The following is a 16160-nucleotide window of genomic DNA, read 5'->3' as shown; positions in this document are numbered from 1 at the left end:
TCCGGGCCCGCCGCAGTAGTCGCGGGCCGCGCCCTCCGAGGGTAATACCAGAACCCAGATCAACGCTGCGCGGCGCTGTCGATGCTCTGCAGCGCGTGGGTAGACCGCCGGAAAAGTGCATCACCGCCCAACCTATCCCTGATTTGCCGACCTCAACGGTTCGGGGCCCGTCTCGTTCTGGAGCGACAGAGCGGGGGAGCGAAGCGGAGGAGCGTCGGAGTGAAGAACGAGACCCATAGGGCCCCGAACCCCGCGCTGCCGGAGGCGGCGCCATCAATACAGCACTTCGGCACGATTGTCCCGGACAGTGATCACGCCGTGCTGGAAATTCTGCTGCACCCCGCCCGGGATGGCGAATTCGTCACTGATCGGGAAGCCCAGGCGACCGTTCTCGAATCCCGCGTCGCGCCAGGCGTCCATGATCGGGCCGTTGCGGACCGTCCAGGCACCCGAGAGCGGACTCCAGTAGATGTTGCCGCCCTCGAACCCGCTGTACCTGCCGAAATCCTTCAACGGGAGTTCGGGAGCCACCGGGAAGCCGAGCCAACTGTTCTCGAAACCCAGTTCGGCGTATTTGCCGAGGATGAGCCCTTCCACCCGGTGGGCACCGGTGGCGGGGCTGAAATAGAACGGGCCGCCTTCGAAGGGTTGCACCGCGCCGTCGCGATGCGGTGTCCGGACCTCCGGCCCCACCGGGTATTTCGCCGGGCCGCCCTCGTAGCCCTGACGGCCCCATTCGGCCAGGATCGCCCCGCGCACCATCTGCGCGCCGGTTTCCGGTGTCCAGTACAGCGACCCGTGCTGGAAGGGCTGATAACGACCCCGGCCGTCCGGCAGTGGTGTTTCGCCGCCGATCGGCAGGCCGAGCGCACCGTGCGGTCCGGAAGCGGCCTGATAACCGCCACCGATACGGCCGGCCACCGGGTGCGCGCCCGCCTCGGGAGTGAAGAAGACCCGGCCGTGCAGGAAATCCTGGGCCACGCCGCCCGGCACCCGGTATTCGCCGGTGAGGCAGGTGCCGAGCCAGCCGTTGCCGGCCGCCACGGCGGCGATGGCACCACCGACAGCGCATTCCGGTTTCGCGGCGGGTACACCGAGTGCGGCGGCGGCCTGGGGCCAGGACTGGCGCAGTTCGAAATCCCAGTACGGCCAGGTATGGGTACCGGCGGAGCGGTATTTGACGGTCGCGGGGATGCGCAGTTCGTGCAGCTTCGAAACGAAATTCTGGGAGGTGATCAGCGAGAGTGTTTCCAGGCCCATCCCGAACATATTCGGGGTGACTCCCGGGATCTCGGATCCTTCGTCGTGTTTTCCGGAGGCGCCGGTCCCGCTGGATATATAGAGGGATTTACCTTTCAGGCGGTCGGCGAGGTACACCGGATCGTGTTCCTCCCACAGCGGGCTGTCGGGCGGACCCCACATGGCCGCGGCGTCGAATCCGCCCGCGTCGATCATGGCGAGCCGGATCGCCTGCGGCATACCCGTACTCGTGGTGGTGAGGAAACCGGAGTAGGAGGCGGCGAATTTCGCGAAATCGCTGTTGCGGGCGGACAGGAACATGGCAGCCGTGCCGCCCATGGAGAGTCCGGCAATTCCGCGGGTATCGGTGGCGCGCCATCGACTTTCCAGCAGGGGCGGAAGTTCCTTGGTGAGAAAGGTTTCCCACTTGTAGTTCTTGCCGTTGTCGGGTTCCAGCCAATCCGAATAGAAACTGGCCTGGCCGCCGACCGGCAGCACGGCCGTGACGTTCTTGTCGGCGAAGAAATCGACAGCGCCGGTTTCGGCAATCCAGCCGCTGTTGTCGTCGGTAGCGCGCAACCCGTCGAGCATGTAGAGCACCGGGAACTTCGCGTTGGGCGAGGTGTTCCAGTCCCGTGCCAGCAGCAACCGGACCTGGATGGGTGCGCCCATGGCAGGCGAATTCACCCAGATAGCGACGTGCCGGTCGGAATGCCAGACGATATCGCGGATCGTCGCCGGTGCGGCGGCCGCGGTGGGCTGGGCAGGCGCCGGAGCCTGGGCGGCGGCGAAGGGCAACACCAGCGCGGCCGCCAGTAGGGCGAGCCCGCGCCGGGCACGTACACCGGATCGGCCGGTCGAACCCCCTCTAACGCGTTTCTTCCCTGCCACACACTGTTTGTACCGCCGTCACCGGCGGATTCCCGGTAGACGCGCGGACAGCAAATCAGTTGATCACCGTCGTGACCCGGAAACAGCAACGGCGCCACCTGCTCGTATTGCTTTGCAGGTGGCGCCGTTGCGCGGTGCTATCGGTTCAGCGGCAACCGATCAGCGTGTCGTTCTTGTCACCAGCCGTTGGTGGAATCCAGGAACATCTTGCGGGAAGCGAAGAGCTGGCTCTCCCAGTACTTCCAGGAGTGGGTGCCGACGTTCGGGAAGTCGAAGTGGGCGTTGATGCCGAGCGACTTCAGCCGCGACTGGAAGGCGCGGGTGTTCACCAGCGACAGTGCTTCCAGTGCCATGGCGTTACCGGTGTTGAACGCACCGATCGCACCCGCCGGCTTGTCGTGCGGACCCGGCAGCCCGCTGGCCGCCGAGATGTACATCGGCAGGCCGCGCAGCTGCGGCGCGAAGACGAACGGGTCCATACGCAGCCACTGCGGACTCCACGGGGCGGCCATCGAGTCGACGTTGTAGCGGCCCGCGTCCAGCATGGCGATCCGGATGGCCTCACGCATACCCGGCGCCGAGATGTTCAGGTAGCCGGAGTAGGCAGCGGCCGACTTGAACTGGTCCCGGTGGTAGGCGGCCAGCGCCAGCGCGGCGCTACCACCCATCGACAGGCCCGCGATCGCGTTGTTGGTGCGGGAGACACCGTGGCCCTCGAGGAACGCGGGCAGTTCCTGAGTGAGGAACGTTTCCCACTTGTAGGTGAACTTCTGGCCGTTGGTGTTGCTGGGCGAGTACCAGTCGGCGTAGAAGCTGGACTGGCCGCCGACCGGCATGATCAGCGAGATGTTGTCGTTCGCGAACTGCTGGAGCGCGTTGGTCTCGAAGGACCAGGCGTTGCGGTCTTCGCGGGCGCGGAGACCGTCGAGCAGGTAGAGCCCGGCGTTACCACCGCGCGCCGCCCACTGCACCTGGACCTTGATGGGGCCCATACTGGAGGGAACCATCAGTTCCTCCAGGCCCGCCCGGTGGACCGGCGTCGCCGGCGAGGCCACGGCGGTCGGAGCCGCGAGACCCGCAGCGACCGGTAGCGCGAATGCCGCCGCACCGATTGCCAGAATCCGGTTACGCCAACTGCGAGGTGCCCGAGACCGCCCAATACTTCTCTTCGGGCCGGCTGCCCTGCCGAAACGCATGAATTCTGCTCTCTTTCTGCTGTTGTGGTGTTGTACGCCACCGCTGCGCGGACAACACCCCGTTTCTCCTCGGCGGCGCCGGCGGCCGGTCCCGACCAACCATCGGCCGACAGCGCTACAACGATCTGGTCACAGATGCGCTCGCTGGACCTTATTCGACCTCATCGAGCCCAAGCAAGGCCGTGCTGATCGGATGGCCGAAATCCGCCGCGAGAACGTTGTGATCGCCCCGTGACGATACCTTGCCGAAGCGTTGATGTCTCGGTGGGCCGTGATATTCCTCCGTTATCGAAATCGTGCTCTGACCGGGGTTGTGTAACGGAATACGAACCATGGGCGAATTCCCATCGACAGCAGTGTGCCCGCCACCGAGAAGTCTCGGTGGCGGGCACACTGCTGTGGTCGCGCGGGCCGGTCCCGGCCCCCCAACCGCCGGTTATCCGATATTCGCGGACAAATCCGGAATCATCCGATGTACTTCGGCTTCCCAGTACGTCCAGGAGTGGATGCCCGCCTGCGGGAACGAGTACGTGACATTGTTCGCACCCAGCGACATCATCCGCAGCTGGAACGACCGGGTGTTGGCGAGCGCCAGCGCCTCCAGCGCCATTCCGTTCACGGTATTGCCGTTGAATCCGTCGGCCGGGGCGGGCAACCCGCTACCGGCGGATATCCACAGGCGGGTGTTGTGGTCGCGTAGCAACGGCGCGAAAACGAACGGATCCATCCGCAGCCACTGCGGACCCCACGGCGGCGCCATGGAGTCGACGTTGTACCCACCGGCATCGATCATGGCCATCCGGATGGCCTCACGCATACCCGGCGCGGAGATGTTCAGGTAGCCGGAGTAGGAACCGGCGAAACTGAACTGGTCCGGGTGATAGGCGGCCAGGGTCAGTGCGCCGCTGCCGCCCATCGACAATCCGAATACGCCGTTGCGGTACGGGTTGAATCCGAGCCGGTCGCGCAATGCCCAGCGCAGATGCTGATTTATGAACGTTTCCCAGGCGTAGCGATAGCTTTTGCCCGGCCCTTCGGATATCACGTTGAGTGCGCCGGAACCCGACGACGACCCGGTCGGCGGTGCCCCGAAGAACGAACTCGGCGCATTCCAATCGGCGTAGAAGCTGGACATACCGCCGATCGGCATGACGACGTTGATATTCCAGTCGGTGAGCGCGTCGGCGACATTGGTGTCGAACTCCCAGCCGCTGTGCGTCTCGGGGGCGCGCATACCGTCCAAGGCGTAGACGACGCGGTTGGTGTTGCCGTCCTTGGCCCGGAAGATCCGTGACCTGACCGGGCCCATCTCGGGGGAATCGACCACGAAATCGAATCCCCGAGGGTTGGGTGCCGCCTCGACCGGGGCGCCCGTATCGGACAGCGACACCGCGAGCGGGACGAGCAGTGCCACGGTGATACCCAGTGCCCAACGACCGATCCACCGCCGGGATCGGACCGATCTGAGCCTTCGCGCACTTCGCATTCGACTAGACCTTTCGCCTGGACAGCCGGACAGCAAACCACGAGCTACGTTACCGGCCCCATATCGGATACATAGACCACAGCACCCGTTGGATACGGGAGCCGTTACCTGGATACATGTTCCTGGCGCATCAATCGGCCAGATGCATGTTCATGTTGCCAGATAGTGGCGCAGGTCACGTGCATACGCGTGGCGCGGCTGCGATTTCGTTGCCCCGCGCCCCAGTGAACGGGCGCGGCAACGTCTCCGCAAAACAAACCGTCCGGTCCGGTCAAGGCGGGCGGGATCAGCCGATATTCGCCGAGAGATCCGGGATCATCCGGTACACCTCTTCGGTCCAGTACCGCCAGTTGTGCACGCCGACAGCCGGGAAATCGTAGGTGACGTTCTGGGCGCCCAGCGACATCATGCGGGCCTGGAATGCCCTGGTGTTGACCAGCGCCAGTGCCTCCAGCCCCATGGCGTTCACGGTGTGCATATCAAGCCCGTCCGCGGCCGCGGGCAGCCCGCTCCCGGCCGATATCCAGAGCCGGGTGTTGTTGGCGCGCAGCATCGGCGCAAAGACGAACGGGTCCATCCGCAGCCACTGCGGGCTCCACGGTGGCGCCATTGCGTCGATATTGAAACCGCCGGCGTCCAGCATGGCCACCCGCAGGGCCTCACGCATACCGGGCGCGGATACGTTCAGGTAGCCCGAATAAGAGGCCGCGTACCGGAACTGGTCCGGATGGTATGCCGCGAGGGCGAGTGCCGCGCTGCCGCCCATGGACAGCCCGAAGACGCCGTTTCCGTTCGGGTTGAAGCCGAGCCGGTCGCGCAGCGCCCAGCGCAGGTCACGGGTCAGGAAGGTTTCCCATTTGTAGGTGTTGGACCGGCCCAGCCCGGCCGCCGAACCCGAGGCGAGCCCCGAACCCGAATCCGCCGCCGACCCGCTGGCATCGCCGGCGCTACCGGAACTGCCGAGGCCGAAGAAATTGCTCGGCGCGTTCCAATCCGCGTAGAAGCTGGAGCGGCCGCCGACCGGCATGACCACGTTGATATTCCATTTGGTGAGCTCACGGGCGACATCGGTATCGATCTCCCAGCCGCTGAGATCGTCGCGGGCGCGCATCCCGTCCAGCGCGTAGACCACCCGGCCGGTGTTGCCGTCCGCGGCGCGGAAGATACGCGATTTGATCGGCCCCATCTCCGGGGATTCGACCCAGAAGTCGAACCCGAAAGCGGGATCGAAACGCGCCGAGGCCGGAGCGTCCGGACCGGCGACCGACATTCCCACCGGCAGCAGTACCGCCAGGGAGAGCAGCGCCGCTCGTTTCAGCCGGTTGCCCAGCCGCCGCCCTGGGTGGCCGGTCCGTTGGCCGCGGCCGATAACGCCTCGCATTACTCCCACCCTCCGTCGTGCGACCCATCGATCGCGTGGTCCGACGCCGGTTCCCGGCTGCGTGCGTACCGAGAACGGACGCCAGCACAATAGCGTGACACGCCCACAGCCGCCCGCCGGGAACCCACGCCGATCCGGCAGTGCCGAAAGGCTATCGGTGAAAGGGCAGCTCAGCGCACCGGCGGTACGGGATCGACCAGGCCACAGCGTTGAATCTCATACTCCGGGACGCGATCTATGCGGTAGGAGGCGAAATCGAAGGCGTTCAACAGATTGTGCTTGAAGCGTTCGAAGGTCAACGGCCCCTTGTAGGACAGCTGCAGTGCGTGGGTCTGCGGGCACGACATGGCGACGTGGGCCTGTTCCACCCAGTCCTCGTCCATGTACCAGGGCAGCCACGGTTTACGGTCCACCATGCCGGTTTCCACGATCACCCAGTCCGGGTAGAGGCTCTTGTCGTGACCGATACGGCCGTCCTCGAGTCGTTCGGTATGCGCGGCCAACGGGAAGGCCAGACCCATCGGATCGATGACCCGGACATCCAGCCCGACATTCATGCTGGTCATACCGAGGTTGAGGAAGTAGACCGTATGCCCCGCGCCATCCGGCGGAATCGGAACCGGCGGCGGTGCGATATACCAGAACATGAACGAGGGCGAATTCAGCAGCAGGCCACCGTCGGGCGTGTTCTCGATGGCCTCCACCATGGGCCGCATCCGCGCGTAGTCGAGGTAGTCCTCGGCGCGGATCGGGTGGTCATGGCCGGTGTTGAGGACGTAGTAGATACGTTCGTCGACGATACCGGAGTCATCGATCTTGGTTCCGGTTTGGATCGCGGTGGTCCCCGAAGCCATCAGGGCCCAGACCACCGTTCCCGCCAGCGCAACCACCAGCAGGCCGAAGGCCGGGGCGTCCCGGCGTGTCAATGCCCGGACTCCACCCTCGGGCAACCGCAGCGGCAGCACCGCAACCGGCAGCAGGAACAGGAACAGCTGCGGCAGCAGCATCCGGCCGTGCATGAAATCGCCACCGACCCGCAGTGCGTAGACGGTGAGGATCACCGCGGCGCCCAGCACCAGCGTGACCACTGCGGCCGGGGTCCGCAGCCGTTCGCGCAGCCGGCGCAATCGACCGGGCTTCTCTCCCGCCGGGTTCTGCTCCGCGGCACGATCCACGACGACCGGTTCGGCACGGTACACCCGCGCCGCCACCAGGCCCGCGATCAGCAGAATCGCCAGTGGCACATAGAGGTAATACGGGCCCGCGAGATCCCAGAGGTAGGTGAGGCCCTGCCCCCATTTGGCCCCGCCCGCATCCTTGGCGACCGCGGTGTTCGGGTACGGCAGCCCGTAGTAACCCATCCGCCAGACCTGGTAGCACAGCGGTAGCGCGCCGGCCACAGCGACGATCAGGCCGCGCAGCAGCCACGGCCGCAACCGCGAGGCCGGCATCGGAGCGAAGAAGATCAACAGCAGCGCCAGTCCGCCGACCACCGCCATCTCCGGCCGGATCAGCGGGGCCAGGCCCGCGAGAAATGCCAGTCCCAGCAACCCGGGAACGCCGGGGCGTTCAGCTTTGCTCCAGCGGATCAGCAGCAGCCACAGCAGCGCGATCCAGCAGATGACCAGGCCGTTCTCCAGGCCGGAGGTCACATAGTCGCGGGCCGGCGGGACGGCGATATAGGCCAGCGCACCGGCCGGTAGCAGCAGCGTCGACGAGGCCGGACCCCACAGCTTGCCCGTACCCAACATCGCGAACACCAGCGCCAGCAGCGACAGTGTCAGCGCGACGCCCAGGACGACATACTCGAGCCGGGCCTGGGTCACCCAGCTGAAGAACCAGACCGTGTAGGTCCATGCCGTACTGGTGTTGGTCTCCACCCGCTCACCCGGGTTGAACACCGGGCCGTTACCGGCCAGCAGATTGCGCACGGTACGCAGCACGATGAGACCGTCGTCGGCGATCCAGCGCCGCTGCCAGGCGCCGAAGGCGAACAGCGCGACAGTCGCCACGATCCCACCCGCGAACACCGCACGCGGTATCCAGGTGGGACGCGCCGACGAGCGGGACTGCTCGGTGGCAGCCCCCTCGCCGGTCTTTTCTTGTTCGGCTACCGCAATCTCGTCAGAAGAGATAGACAGCGACACCTACCGCTCCGATCCAGGCAATGGCGAGCAACTGCAGGACGCGGTCTCCGAAGGCGATCTCTTCCGGCTCCCCCGCTTCACCACCGTCGACATCCACGGCGTACCGCAGAATCGCGACGGTGAACGGGATCATCGAGAGAGCAAACCACTCCGTATCTTTGGCCGCACCCTGTTCGAAAGCCCACAGTCCGTAGAAGACCACGACCGCCGTGGCAGCCAGGCTCCAGGTGAATCGTAGGTAGGTCGGGGTGTAGTACTCCAGGGATTTGCGAATCTTGGCCCCGGTCGAAAGTGCCAGCTGTAGTTCGGCATACCGCTTACCGGCCGCCATGAACAGCGACCCGAAGGCCATGATCAGCAGGAACCACTGCGACAGCGGGATTCCGGCGGCCACACCACCGGCCACCGCGCGCAGCAGGAAGCCCGAGGACACGATGCAGATATCCAGGACGGCCTGGTGCTTGAGACCGAAGCAGTAGGCCAGCTGGACGCCGACGTACACGCCGATGGCGGCGGCGAGCTGCCAGTTCGCCACGAAGGAGAGCCCGATCGAGCCGATCAGCAGCACCGCCGCCAGCGCGAAGGCCAGGTTCACCGGAACCACACCGGCCGCGATCGGACGGAACCGTTTGGTGGGATGGGCCCGATCGGCCTCGACATCCATCGCGTCGTTGACCAGGTAGATACCCGAGGCGGCCATACAGAAGACCACGAACGCGATCCCGACGTGGGCGAGCACATCCAGATCGGTGACCGACCCGGCGGCCATCGGCGCCGCCAGCACCAGGACATTCTTCACCCACTGGCGCGGGCGTGCGGCCTTGATCAGGCCACCGACCAAGGTCTTGGGTGGTCCCTTGACCTCGGACTCGGCCAGATCGACGCCGGTGGGCTCTTCACTCATATCAGGCAGCGCCTTTTCGTCTTGTACGGTCACTGTCGAGTCTCTTTTCGGCGGCGAGCAGGACGGCGGCGGACGCGGCGCCGAGCGCGGAACCGGCGATCACATCGGAGGGGTAATGCACCCCGAGAACGACCCTGGACAGCAACATCGGCGGTACGAGCACCGCTGGCAAGGGTAGCCCGGTCAATTTTCCGAGCAGCACCGCCGCCGCCGTTGTCGACGTCGCGTGTGAGGACGGGAAGCTGAGTTTGCTCGGCGTACCGACGTTGACCTGCACCGACGGCGCATGGGGTCGCGGGCGGCGCACTATGCGCTTGATCACGATGGACGCCGCGTGCGCGCCGACGGCGCCGACGGCAACCCCGGCCCACTGCCGCCGGCGGGGCTTGTCGGCGAGTGCACCGGCCGCGGCGATCGCGACCCAGCCGAGCGCATGCTCACCGAAATGCGACATACCGCGCGCCGCCGAGATCACCGGCGGGGTCGCGATGGCACCCTGCACCGCCTCGATGATCTTCACCTCGGGCGGGGCCTGCCCGGCGGCCGAATCCTGCAGGCTGGGGTTCATCGCATTCACCGCTGGGTCTCCGTACTACCGTCGATACCGAAAACCTTCTCCCACGCGGCGGTACCGGTGAGTTCGGCATGCGCGGCACGATAGCGCTGCCGCATCTCCGGCATCCGGTCGGCGAGTTCCTTACGCAATCGCAGCGCTTCGCGCAGCAGCCCGTAGGCCTGCCGCGGATCCCGTTTCCGGTACACCACACCGCGCCCGTCGGCGGTGGTGACGGTGACTCCGTCGACCTGGGAGAGCAGGAACCAGCGCGCGTCCAGGGTCGGCACATTGAGCTGCGGGCGCTCGTGATGCTCCGGATGCGCCGGCCGCAGATTGTTCAGCACGCCTTTGCCGAGCCGTACGATCTTGGCGATCGGGTTGGCCGGTTCGGCCACCGCGCCGACCCCGATACCGCTGGCCAGCGGTAGTTCGGTCGAGGACGGCAGGGTCACCGCGTCCGGATATCGTTTGCGCAGTTCGTGTACCGCGCCCAGCGCGCTGGGCAGCAGTTCGAAAAGGCGCTGCGGACCGGCCAGGAAATCGCGGATCGCCAGATTCTGGACGGCGACCGTCGAATATTCCAGGCAGAGCAGATGTTTGACGGTCGCCTTGACCGTATGCGCGATCATGGCGCGCCCGTTACCCGGCTGGTACAGCGAGGCCACGACCAGGCGGTTGCGCAGATGGAAATATGCCTGCCAGTCGATGGCGTCGTCCTTATCGCTCCACGCCATATGCCAGACCGCGGCACCCGGCAGGGTGACCGTCGGATAACCGGCTTCCCGGGCTCGCAACCCGTATTCGACATCGTCCCATTTCAGGAACAGCGGTAGCGGCTGCCCGAGTTGTTCGGCCACCTGCCGCGGAATGACGCAGGTCCACCAGCCGTTGAAATCACCGTCGATACGCCGGTGCAGGAGTTTCGAATTGTCCCGGTCACGCAGCGGGTACTTCGCGAAATCGTGATCGTATTCGACATTCGGCGCCGCCGACCACATGAAGATATTGCGGTCGACCACCTCGCCCATCACATGCAGGTGCGAACGTTCCTGCAGGTTGAGCATCTGGCCGCCCACCAACACCGGAGATTCGGCGAAACGGGCGAAAGCCAGGGAACGCAGAATCGAATCGGGTTCGATCTCGATATCGTCGTCCATGTAGACGATGAATTCGGCACTGGTCGATTTCAGTGCCTCGTACATCACCCGGCTGTATCCACCGGATCCGCCGAGATTCGGCTGATCGTGAATGGCGAGCCGGTCGCCCAGTACGGCAGCGGCCTCGTCGAAACCGGGTTCGTCGACAACCTTGCGGGTGCCCTGATCGGGGATGATCACCGCGTCGATCTGTGCCAGCACCAGCGGGTCGGCGCCGAGCGCGGCCAGCGTTTTCACCGCGTCGGTGGGGCGGTTGAAGGTCGGCATACCGACTGCGATCCGGCCCTCGCCGGGCGCTTCGATCGGCGCGTACCAGCCGCCGGACACCAGCGTCACCGCGGTATCGGTGGTGATATCGAACCAGAGCCAGCCGCCGTCCTCGAACGGCCCGAAATCGGTCTCCAGTTCGAGTGTCACGGTTTCGGCGCCGGGCGCCACCGCGAACTCCTGGCCCTGCACGTGGATACGCGAGCCGTCGGCCTTGGACCGGTACATATCGACCCGCCCGTGCCCGGCCAGCTCCAGCCGCAGCACCACCGAATCGAGGATGCTCCAGCGCCGCCAGTAACTGGCCGGCAGCGCGTTGAAATAGGTGCAGAACGACACCTCGGACTCCGCGCCCACCGAGAGCGAGGTCCGGGTGCCGGCATGTGCGCGCCGCGCGTTGGTCGCCGACTCTTCCAAGTAGAGAGTGCGCACATCCAGCGGCTCACCCGGACGGGGCAGGATCACCCGCTGCAGGAGTGATTTCGCACGGGTGGCGGACGCGCTGTGCGTCAGTGATGCAGAGGTCATACGTCGTTGTTCTCCTCGGCCAGCGGTGCACCCGATTCCAGATGCGGCCGCAGCACATTGTCGAACATGTTCAGTGCGCTCGCGATGGCCATATGCATATCCAGGTACTGGTAGGTACCGAGGCGGCCGCCGAACAGGACCTTCGCCGCGGCGGTCTCCTGCTTGGCCAGCGCGCGATACGCAGTCAGTTTGGCTCGGTCTTCAGGGGTGTTGATCGGATAGTACGGTTCGTCGCCGGTCTGGGCGAAACGCGAGTACTCGCGCATGATGACCGTCTTGTCCGTGGGATAGTCCCGCTCCGGATGGAAATGCCGGGGTTCGATGATGCGGGTGTAGGGCGGGTCGGCGTCGTTGTAGTTCATCACCGATGTGCCCTGGTAGTCACCGGTCGGCAGGACCTCGGTCTCGAAGTCGATCGTGCGCCAGCCCAGCTCGCCCTCGGCGTAGTCGAAGTAGCGGTCCAGCGGGCCGGTGTAGATCACCGGGGCATCCGGGTTCTGCGCACGCAACTCGTCGCGCACGTCGAACCAGTCGGTGTTCACCCGGACCTCGATCAGTTCACTGGCCGCCATGTTCTCCAGCCACTTCGTGTACCCCTCCTTGGGCAGGCCCTCGTAGGTGTCGTTGAAGTAGCGGTTGTCGAACGTGTAGCGGACCGGCAGCCGGGTGATATTGCCGGCCGGCAGTTCCTTGGGGTCGGTCTGCCACTGCTTGGCGGTGTAATCGCGGACGAAGGCCTCGTAGAGCGGGCGCCCGATCAGCGAGATGGCCTTTTCCTCGAGGTTCTGCGCGTCGGCGGTCTCGATCTCGGCGGACTGCTCGGAGATCAGCGCGCGGGCCTCCTCCGGAGTGAAATACCGGCCGAAGAACTGCGAGACCAGCCCCAGCCCCATCGGGAACTGATAGGCCTGGCCCTTGTGCAGGGCGAAAACACGATGCTGATAACCGGTGAACTCGGTGAACTGCGTGACATAGTCCCAAACCCGCTTGTTCGAGGTGTGGAACAGATGTGCACCATATTTGTGTATTTCGATCCCGGTTTCGGGTTCGGGCTCCGAATAGGCGTTACCGCCGATATGCGGACGGCGGTCCAGCACGAGGACTCTCTTGCCGAGTAAATTCGCGCTGCGCTCGGCGACCGTCAGCCCGAAGAAACCGGAGCCGACGACGATCAGGTCGAACTGTGCGTTGTTATCTGAGTTACCCGGAGACGATGCGGCGGTCACGGGAGCCCAGCGTATCGGAAGCATTTCCCGGCGCCAGTCGGGATCAGCGGACTGTTGGTAACAGCAGGTGAGATGGGTTCCGGACATCTGGGGCCGGAACCGTGCCGCCCGGCATCGGTACAGGATGCACCGGTGAGCTCGACCGGCCGGGCTCCATGGTCGGACAGTTCGGTGATTCCTGGACCGTCAGTAGCCGTACGGAGCGGGTCCGTAGCCGCCCGCCATGGCGGGCGCGGCAGGCATCCGGGCCGCGTCGATCCACCGCTTGGTCGAACCGAGAGAGGCCAGGATCAGGGTCCCGAGAGCGAAAAGACCGGCGATGATCGCGGTGATCCCGAATCCGAAAATCGAGACGATGAGGAACGCGACGCACGCGACGATCACCGTGGTGCGGCCGGCGCTGCTCCGTTTCAGCAGCATGATCCCGCCGACCAGCAGGGCCACCGCCACGATGAGGTACAGAATTCCCCAGATGATGCCGACGCCCTCGAAATCGATATCCACGTCGGTGCCGCTGCTACTGCTGCTACTGGAGGAGCTGCTGCGCCGGCGCGCCCCGGTGGCCAGCGCCGCCCCGTTGGTGAGCGAACTCTCCGAGGTGGCAGCGGTCAGGATGAACATGGAGATGGCCATACCGACGCTGGAGAGGGCACCCAGCAACGCAAGGATGCCTGCGGTGATACCGGTTCCCCCGCTCGGCGCGGGTTGCGGGTGCCCGTACGGGCCGGGTGCGGCCGCATAGGCCGGGGCCGGGTAACCGGGACCCGGTGCCGGGTATCCCGGTTGGTGCGGCGGCTGACCATACGGATAACTCATGGGACCTCCCCCTGATAAAGGTTTTCGGGAACTCTACCGCGCCGCAATGGAGTTCGCCGACGTCTCGTCCCACCCATTGTGAAACGCAGGTGTCCGCACACTTTCTCGTGTGCGGACACCTGCGCCGGCCCGTTTTCTATTCGAGATAGGTGTCCGCGTAGTACTTCATCGCGTCGCGAACCAGCTCCACCGTGCCTTTACCGTGCCGGTCGTAGTTGATACCGAAACGTTCGTCCGCGACATACATTTCACCGAGTCCGGCGAATTCCTTCGCGCTCGGCCGGCGGCCCTGCCAGCCCGCCGTCACCCATTCGTAGTGCCGCCGGGTGATCGCCCGGACCTCGGCGCTGTCCGGCGCCAGCCCGGCCTGCCACGCCCGGCCGTAGTCCGCGGCGATATCGAGCTGATCCTGCTGGAACTGCTGTTTCTGTGCCGTGGTGAGCGCATTCCACCAGCGGTCGCCGCGCTCGTAGGCCTCGGCGCCCCAGCGCTCGGTGACCTCGTCCTTGTATTGCGTGTGGTCGAATTCTTCGAAAACTTCTGCCGCCACGAGTCGTTCACCTCTTTCCAATTTGCCCAGCGTGGTGCGTACCGACTCGATCCGGCGGCGGATCCGGTCCTGTTCACCCTGCAACAGGTCCAGTTGCGCGCGCAGTGCGGTGGCGGCGTCCTTCTCCCCGGCCAGGATCTCCCCGATCACGGGTAGACCCACACCGAGTTCGCGCAGCAGCAGGATCCGCTGCAGCCGCACCAGGGAACGCTCGTCGTAGTAGCGGTATCCGTTGGCGCCGATCCGGCTGGGCGGCAGCAGTCCCACCTGCCCGTAATGGCGCAGTGTGCGACTGGTGGTACCGGCCGCCCCGGCCAGCTCCTGGATGGACCATTCGCCGGTGCCCGAACCCGCACCCACGACCACTCACCTCTTCCGTATCGCGTCGGTTCCTCCAGCGTGCAAGTTGACGCAGCGTAAAGGTCAAGCGGTCGTGAGGCGGCGTTCACGCACCGTCGAAGAGGTCTGTCGCCTCCATGTCTGTAGGGATTTTCTGGGCACCCGGTACGGCGGCCGGGCGGTCCCCCTGCAGCGCAGGCCCGCCGGCGGGGGTTTCCGGTACGTCTGCGGCCCCGGCGCGACCCGCCGGCACGCGGCCCGGAGCGGTATCGGGGTCGCCTCCGGCGGCTCCCGAACTACCCGATTCGGTGGTTCCGGGTTCGCTCGTTCCGGGAGTGCCCGTGCCGGGTTCGGTTGCTTCCGAATCTGCGCTGCCCACCGCGGGCTCCTCCAGGTTCGGCACCATCTGCATCAGCGTGGTGAAGTCGACGACCTGCGCCCCGAGCGTCGGCGTGTAGACGATGACGCCGTTCTCGAACATTCGGTAGCTACCGGCGTCGTCGGGAAGCGCCATTTCCGGGGTGACGGGCAGGCCGACCACACTGCGTGCGCCGCCCATCTCCGCGTAGGCAGTATCGATCGGCGAGGGCGTTTCGCCCGGTTTCAGGCCGGGTAGCACCGGATTCGTCCCATCCGGTGACGTCGGCAGACTGCCCTCGGGGGTCCGCGGCACCGGGGCGCCCGCGTTCGGTGCGGTCTTATCGCCTTCCGGTGATGCCGGCGGTACGGAGTTGCCGGGCATACCGGGCGTGGACCCGTCGGGGCGCGCGGCCTGGATCTCCGGGTCGCCCGGCGCGGCCGGCATGGGACCGGCGACCGCGAGCTCCGCGGGGGTCGGGCCCACCTCGAAAGTCTGGATATCGGCAGGTTGCCCGCCGTCGGGCGCGGCGGAGTACTCGGACCGCAGAATCCGCCCGTCACGCAGCAGCACCTGGCCTGCGGTGGCCTCCACCGCGGCGGTGGTGCGCGGATCCTCCTGGGCGGTACCGCTGTAGACCTGGCAGTCGGTGGTATCGCAGGTCTGCGCGTACGGCCAGCGTGTCTCGGCGAGAGCATAGGAGCGCGCCGCGATGGCCTGGGCCCCGAGCGCGACGGGGTCCCAGCCTGCGGGCATCTCCGCGGGGATCACGCCGAGTAGATAGTCCTGGACGTCCACCCGGTTGACCGTGCGGGGGTCGCCGTTTTCGGTGGCCACGCCCACGGATCCGCGGTACGCGCCACCTCCGCACAGGGTGAGGTGTTCGTTCGCCGGGCGGTTGGGGTTCGGGTCGACGGGATAGACCCAAGGGTCGTCGACGGCGGTCTCCCAGAGCACGCCGCCCGCACACCCGTCGGTGACCACGACATGCGCGCCGCCGTCCGGCAGGGGTATCAGCCGGGCGGCCTCGCCGGGTTCGAGCACCCGCCCCGCCACCCGGGCACCCGCATCCGAGAAGACAACCGGTTCGGCGCCGTCGTAACCCTGCAACCGGACCGA

The 16160-nt window shown here is 66.1% G+C and carries 12 protein-coding genes; all 12 read right to left on the bottom strand.

The genetic code is table 11. The annotated features are described in order from the left end of the window. Positions 1-273 precede the first annotated feature (273 nt). Positions 274-2130 carry an alpha/beta hydrolase-fold protein gene (locus ON22_RS00650; protein ID WP_081595228.1) on the bottom strand — a complete coding sequence of 619 codons (1857 nt, stop codon included), beginning with the start codon at positions 2128-2130 and terminating at the stop codon, positions 274-276. A gap of 176 nt (positions 2131-2306) precedes the next feature. Next, positions 2307-3326: an alpha/beta hydrolase gene (locus ON22_RS00645; protein WP_081595227.1), complete on the bottom strand. Its 1020-nt coding sequence runs from the start codon at positions 3324-3326 to the stop codon at positions 2307-2309. Between the two features lie 436 nt (positions 3327-3762). Continuing rightward, entirely contained in the window at positions 3763-4812 is a 1050-nt protein-coding gene (locus ON22_RS00640; RefSeq protein WP_033243836.1) for an alpha/beta hydrolase, read from the bottom strand. A gap of 286 nt (positions 4813-5098) precedes the next feature. After that, positions 5099-6193: an alpha/beta hydrolase gene (locus ON22_RS00635; RefSeq protein ID WP_051157017.1), complete on the bottom strand. Its 1095-nt coding sequence runs from the start codon at positions 6191-6193 to the stop codon at positions 5099-5101. Positions 6194-6363: 170 nt separating this feature from the next. Then, positions 6364-8340, bottom strand: a complete 1977-nt coding sequence (locus ON22_RS00630; RefSeq protein ID WP_033243835.1) for an arabinofuranosyltransferase AftB family protein — start codon at positions 8338-8340, stop codon at positions 6364-6366. Then, positions 8318-9244, bottom strand: coding sequence for a decaprenyl-phosphate phosphoribosyltransferase (locus tag ON22_RS00625; protein WP_033243834.1), 927 nt, complete (start codon positions 9242-9244; stop codon positions 8318-8320). The genes ON22_RS00630 and ON22_RS00625 overlap by 23 nt, the downstream gene beginning before the upstream one ends. Position 9245: 1 nt before the next feature. Then, positions 9246-9812: a phosphatase PAP2 family protein gene (locus ON22_RS00620; protein ID WP_051157035.1), complete on the bottom strand. Its 567-nt coding sequence runs from the start codon at positions 9810-9812 to the stop codon at positions 9246-9248. 5 nt (positions 9813-9817) lie between these two features. Next, positions 9818-11752, bottom strand: coding sequence for a glycosyltransferase (locus tag ON22_RS00615; RefSeq protein WP_051157016.1), 1935 nt, complete (start codon positions 11750-11752; stop codon positions 9818-9820). Next, on the bottom strand, positions 11749-12978 hold the full coding sequence (glf, locus tag ON22_RS00610) for a UDP-galactopyranose mutase (protein ID WP_033244443.1): 1230 nt from the start codon (positions 12976-12978) through the stop codon (positions 11749-11751). Before glf ends, ON22_RS00615 begins: the two co-directional genes overlap by 4 nt. Before the next feature lie 186 nt (positions 12979-13164). Further along, positions 13165-13794, bottom strand: coding sequence for a hypothetical protein (locus ON22_RS00605; RefSeq protein WP_033243833.1), 630 nt, complete (start codon positions 13792-13794; stop codon positions 13165-13167). A gap of 136 nt (positions 13795-13930) precedes the next feature. Beyond that, a complete protein-coding gene (locus ON22_RS00600; RefSeq protein WP_033244442.1) occupies positions 13931-14704 on the bottom strand; it encodes a MerR family transcriptional regulator in 774 nt (257 codons plus the stop codon). A gap of 85 nt (positions 14705-14789) precedes the next feature. Continuing rightward, positions 14790-16160: SpoIID/LytB domain-containing protein (locus ON22_RS36240; protein ID WP_051157015.1), on the bottom strand; the 1371-nt coding region annotated here is incomplete at its 5' end.

The organism is Nocardia carnea NBRC 14403 (assembly GCF_000308515.1).
Classification (GTDB): Bacteria; Actinomycetota; Actinomycetes; order Mycobacteriales; family Mycobacteriaceae; genus Nocardia; species Nocardia carnea.
This window is presented reverse-complemented; position numbering and strand designations above follow the sequence as displayed.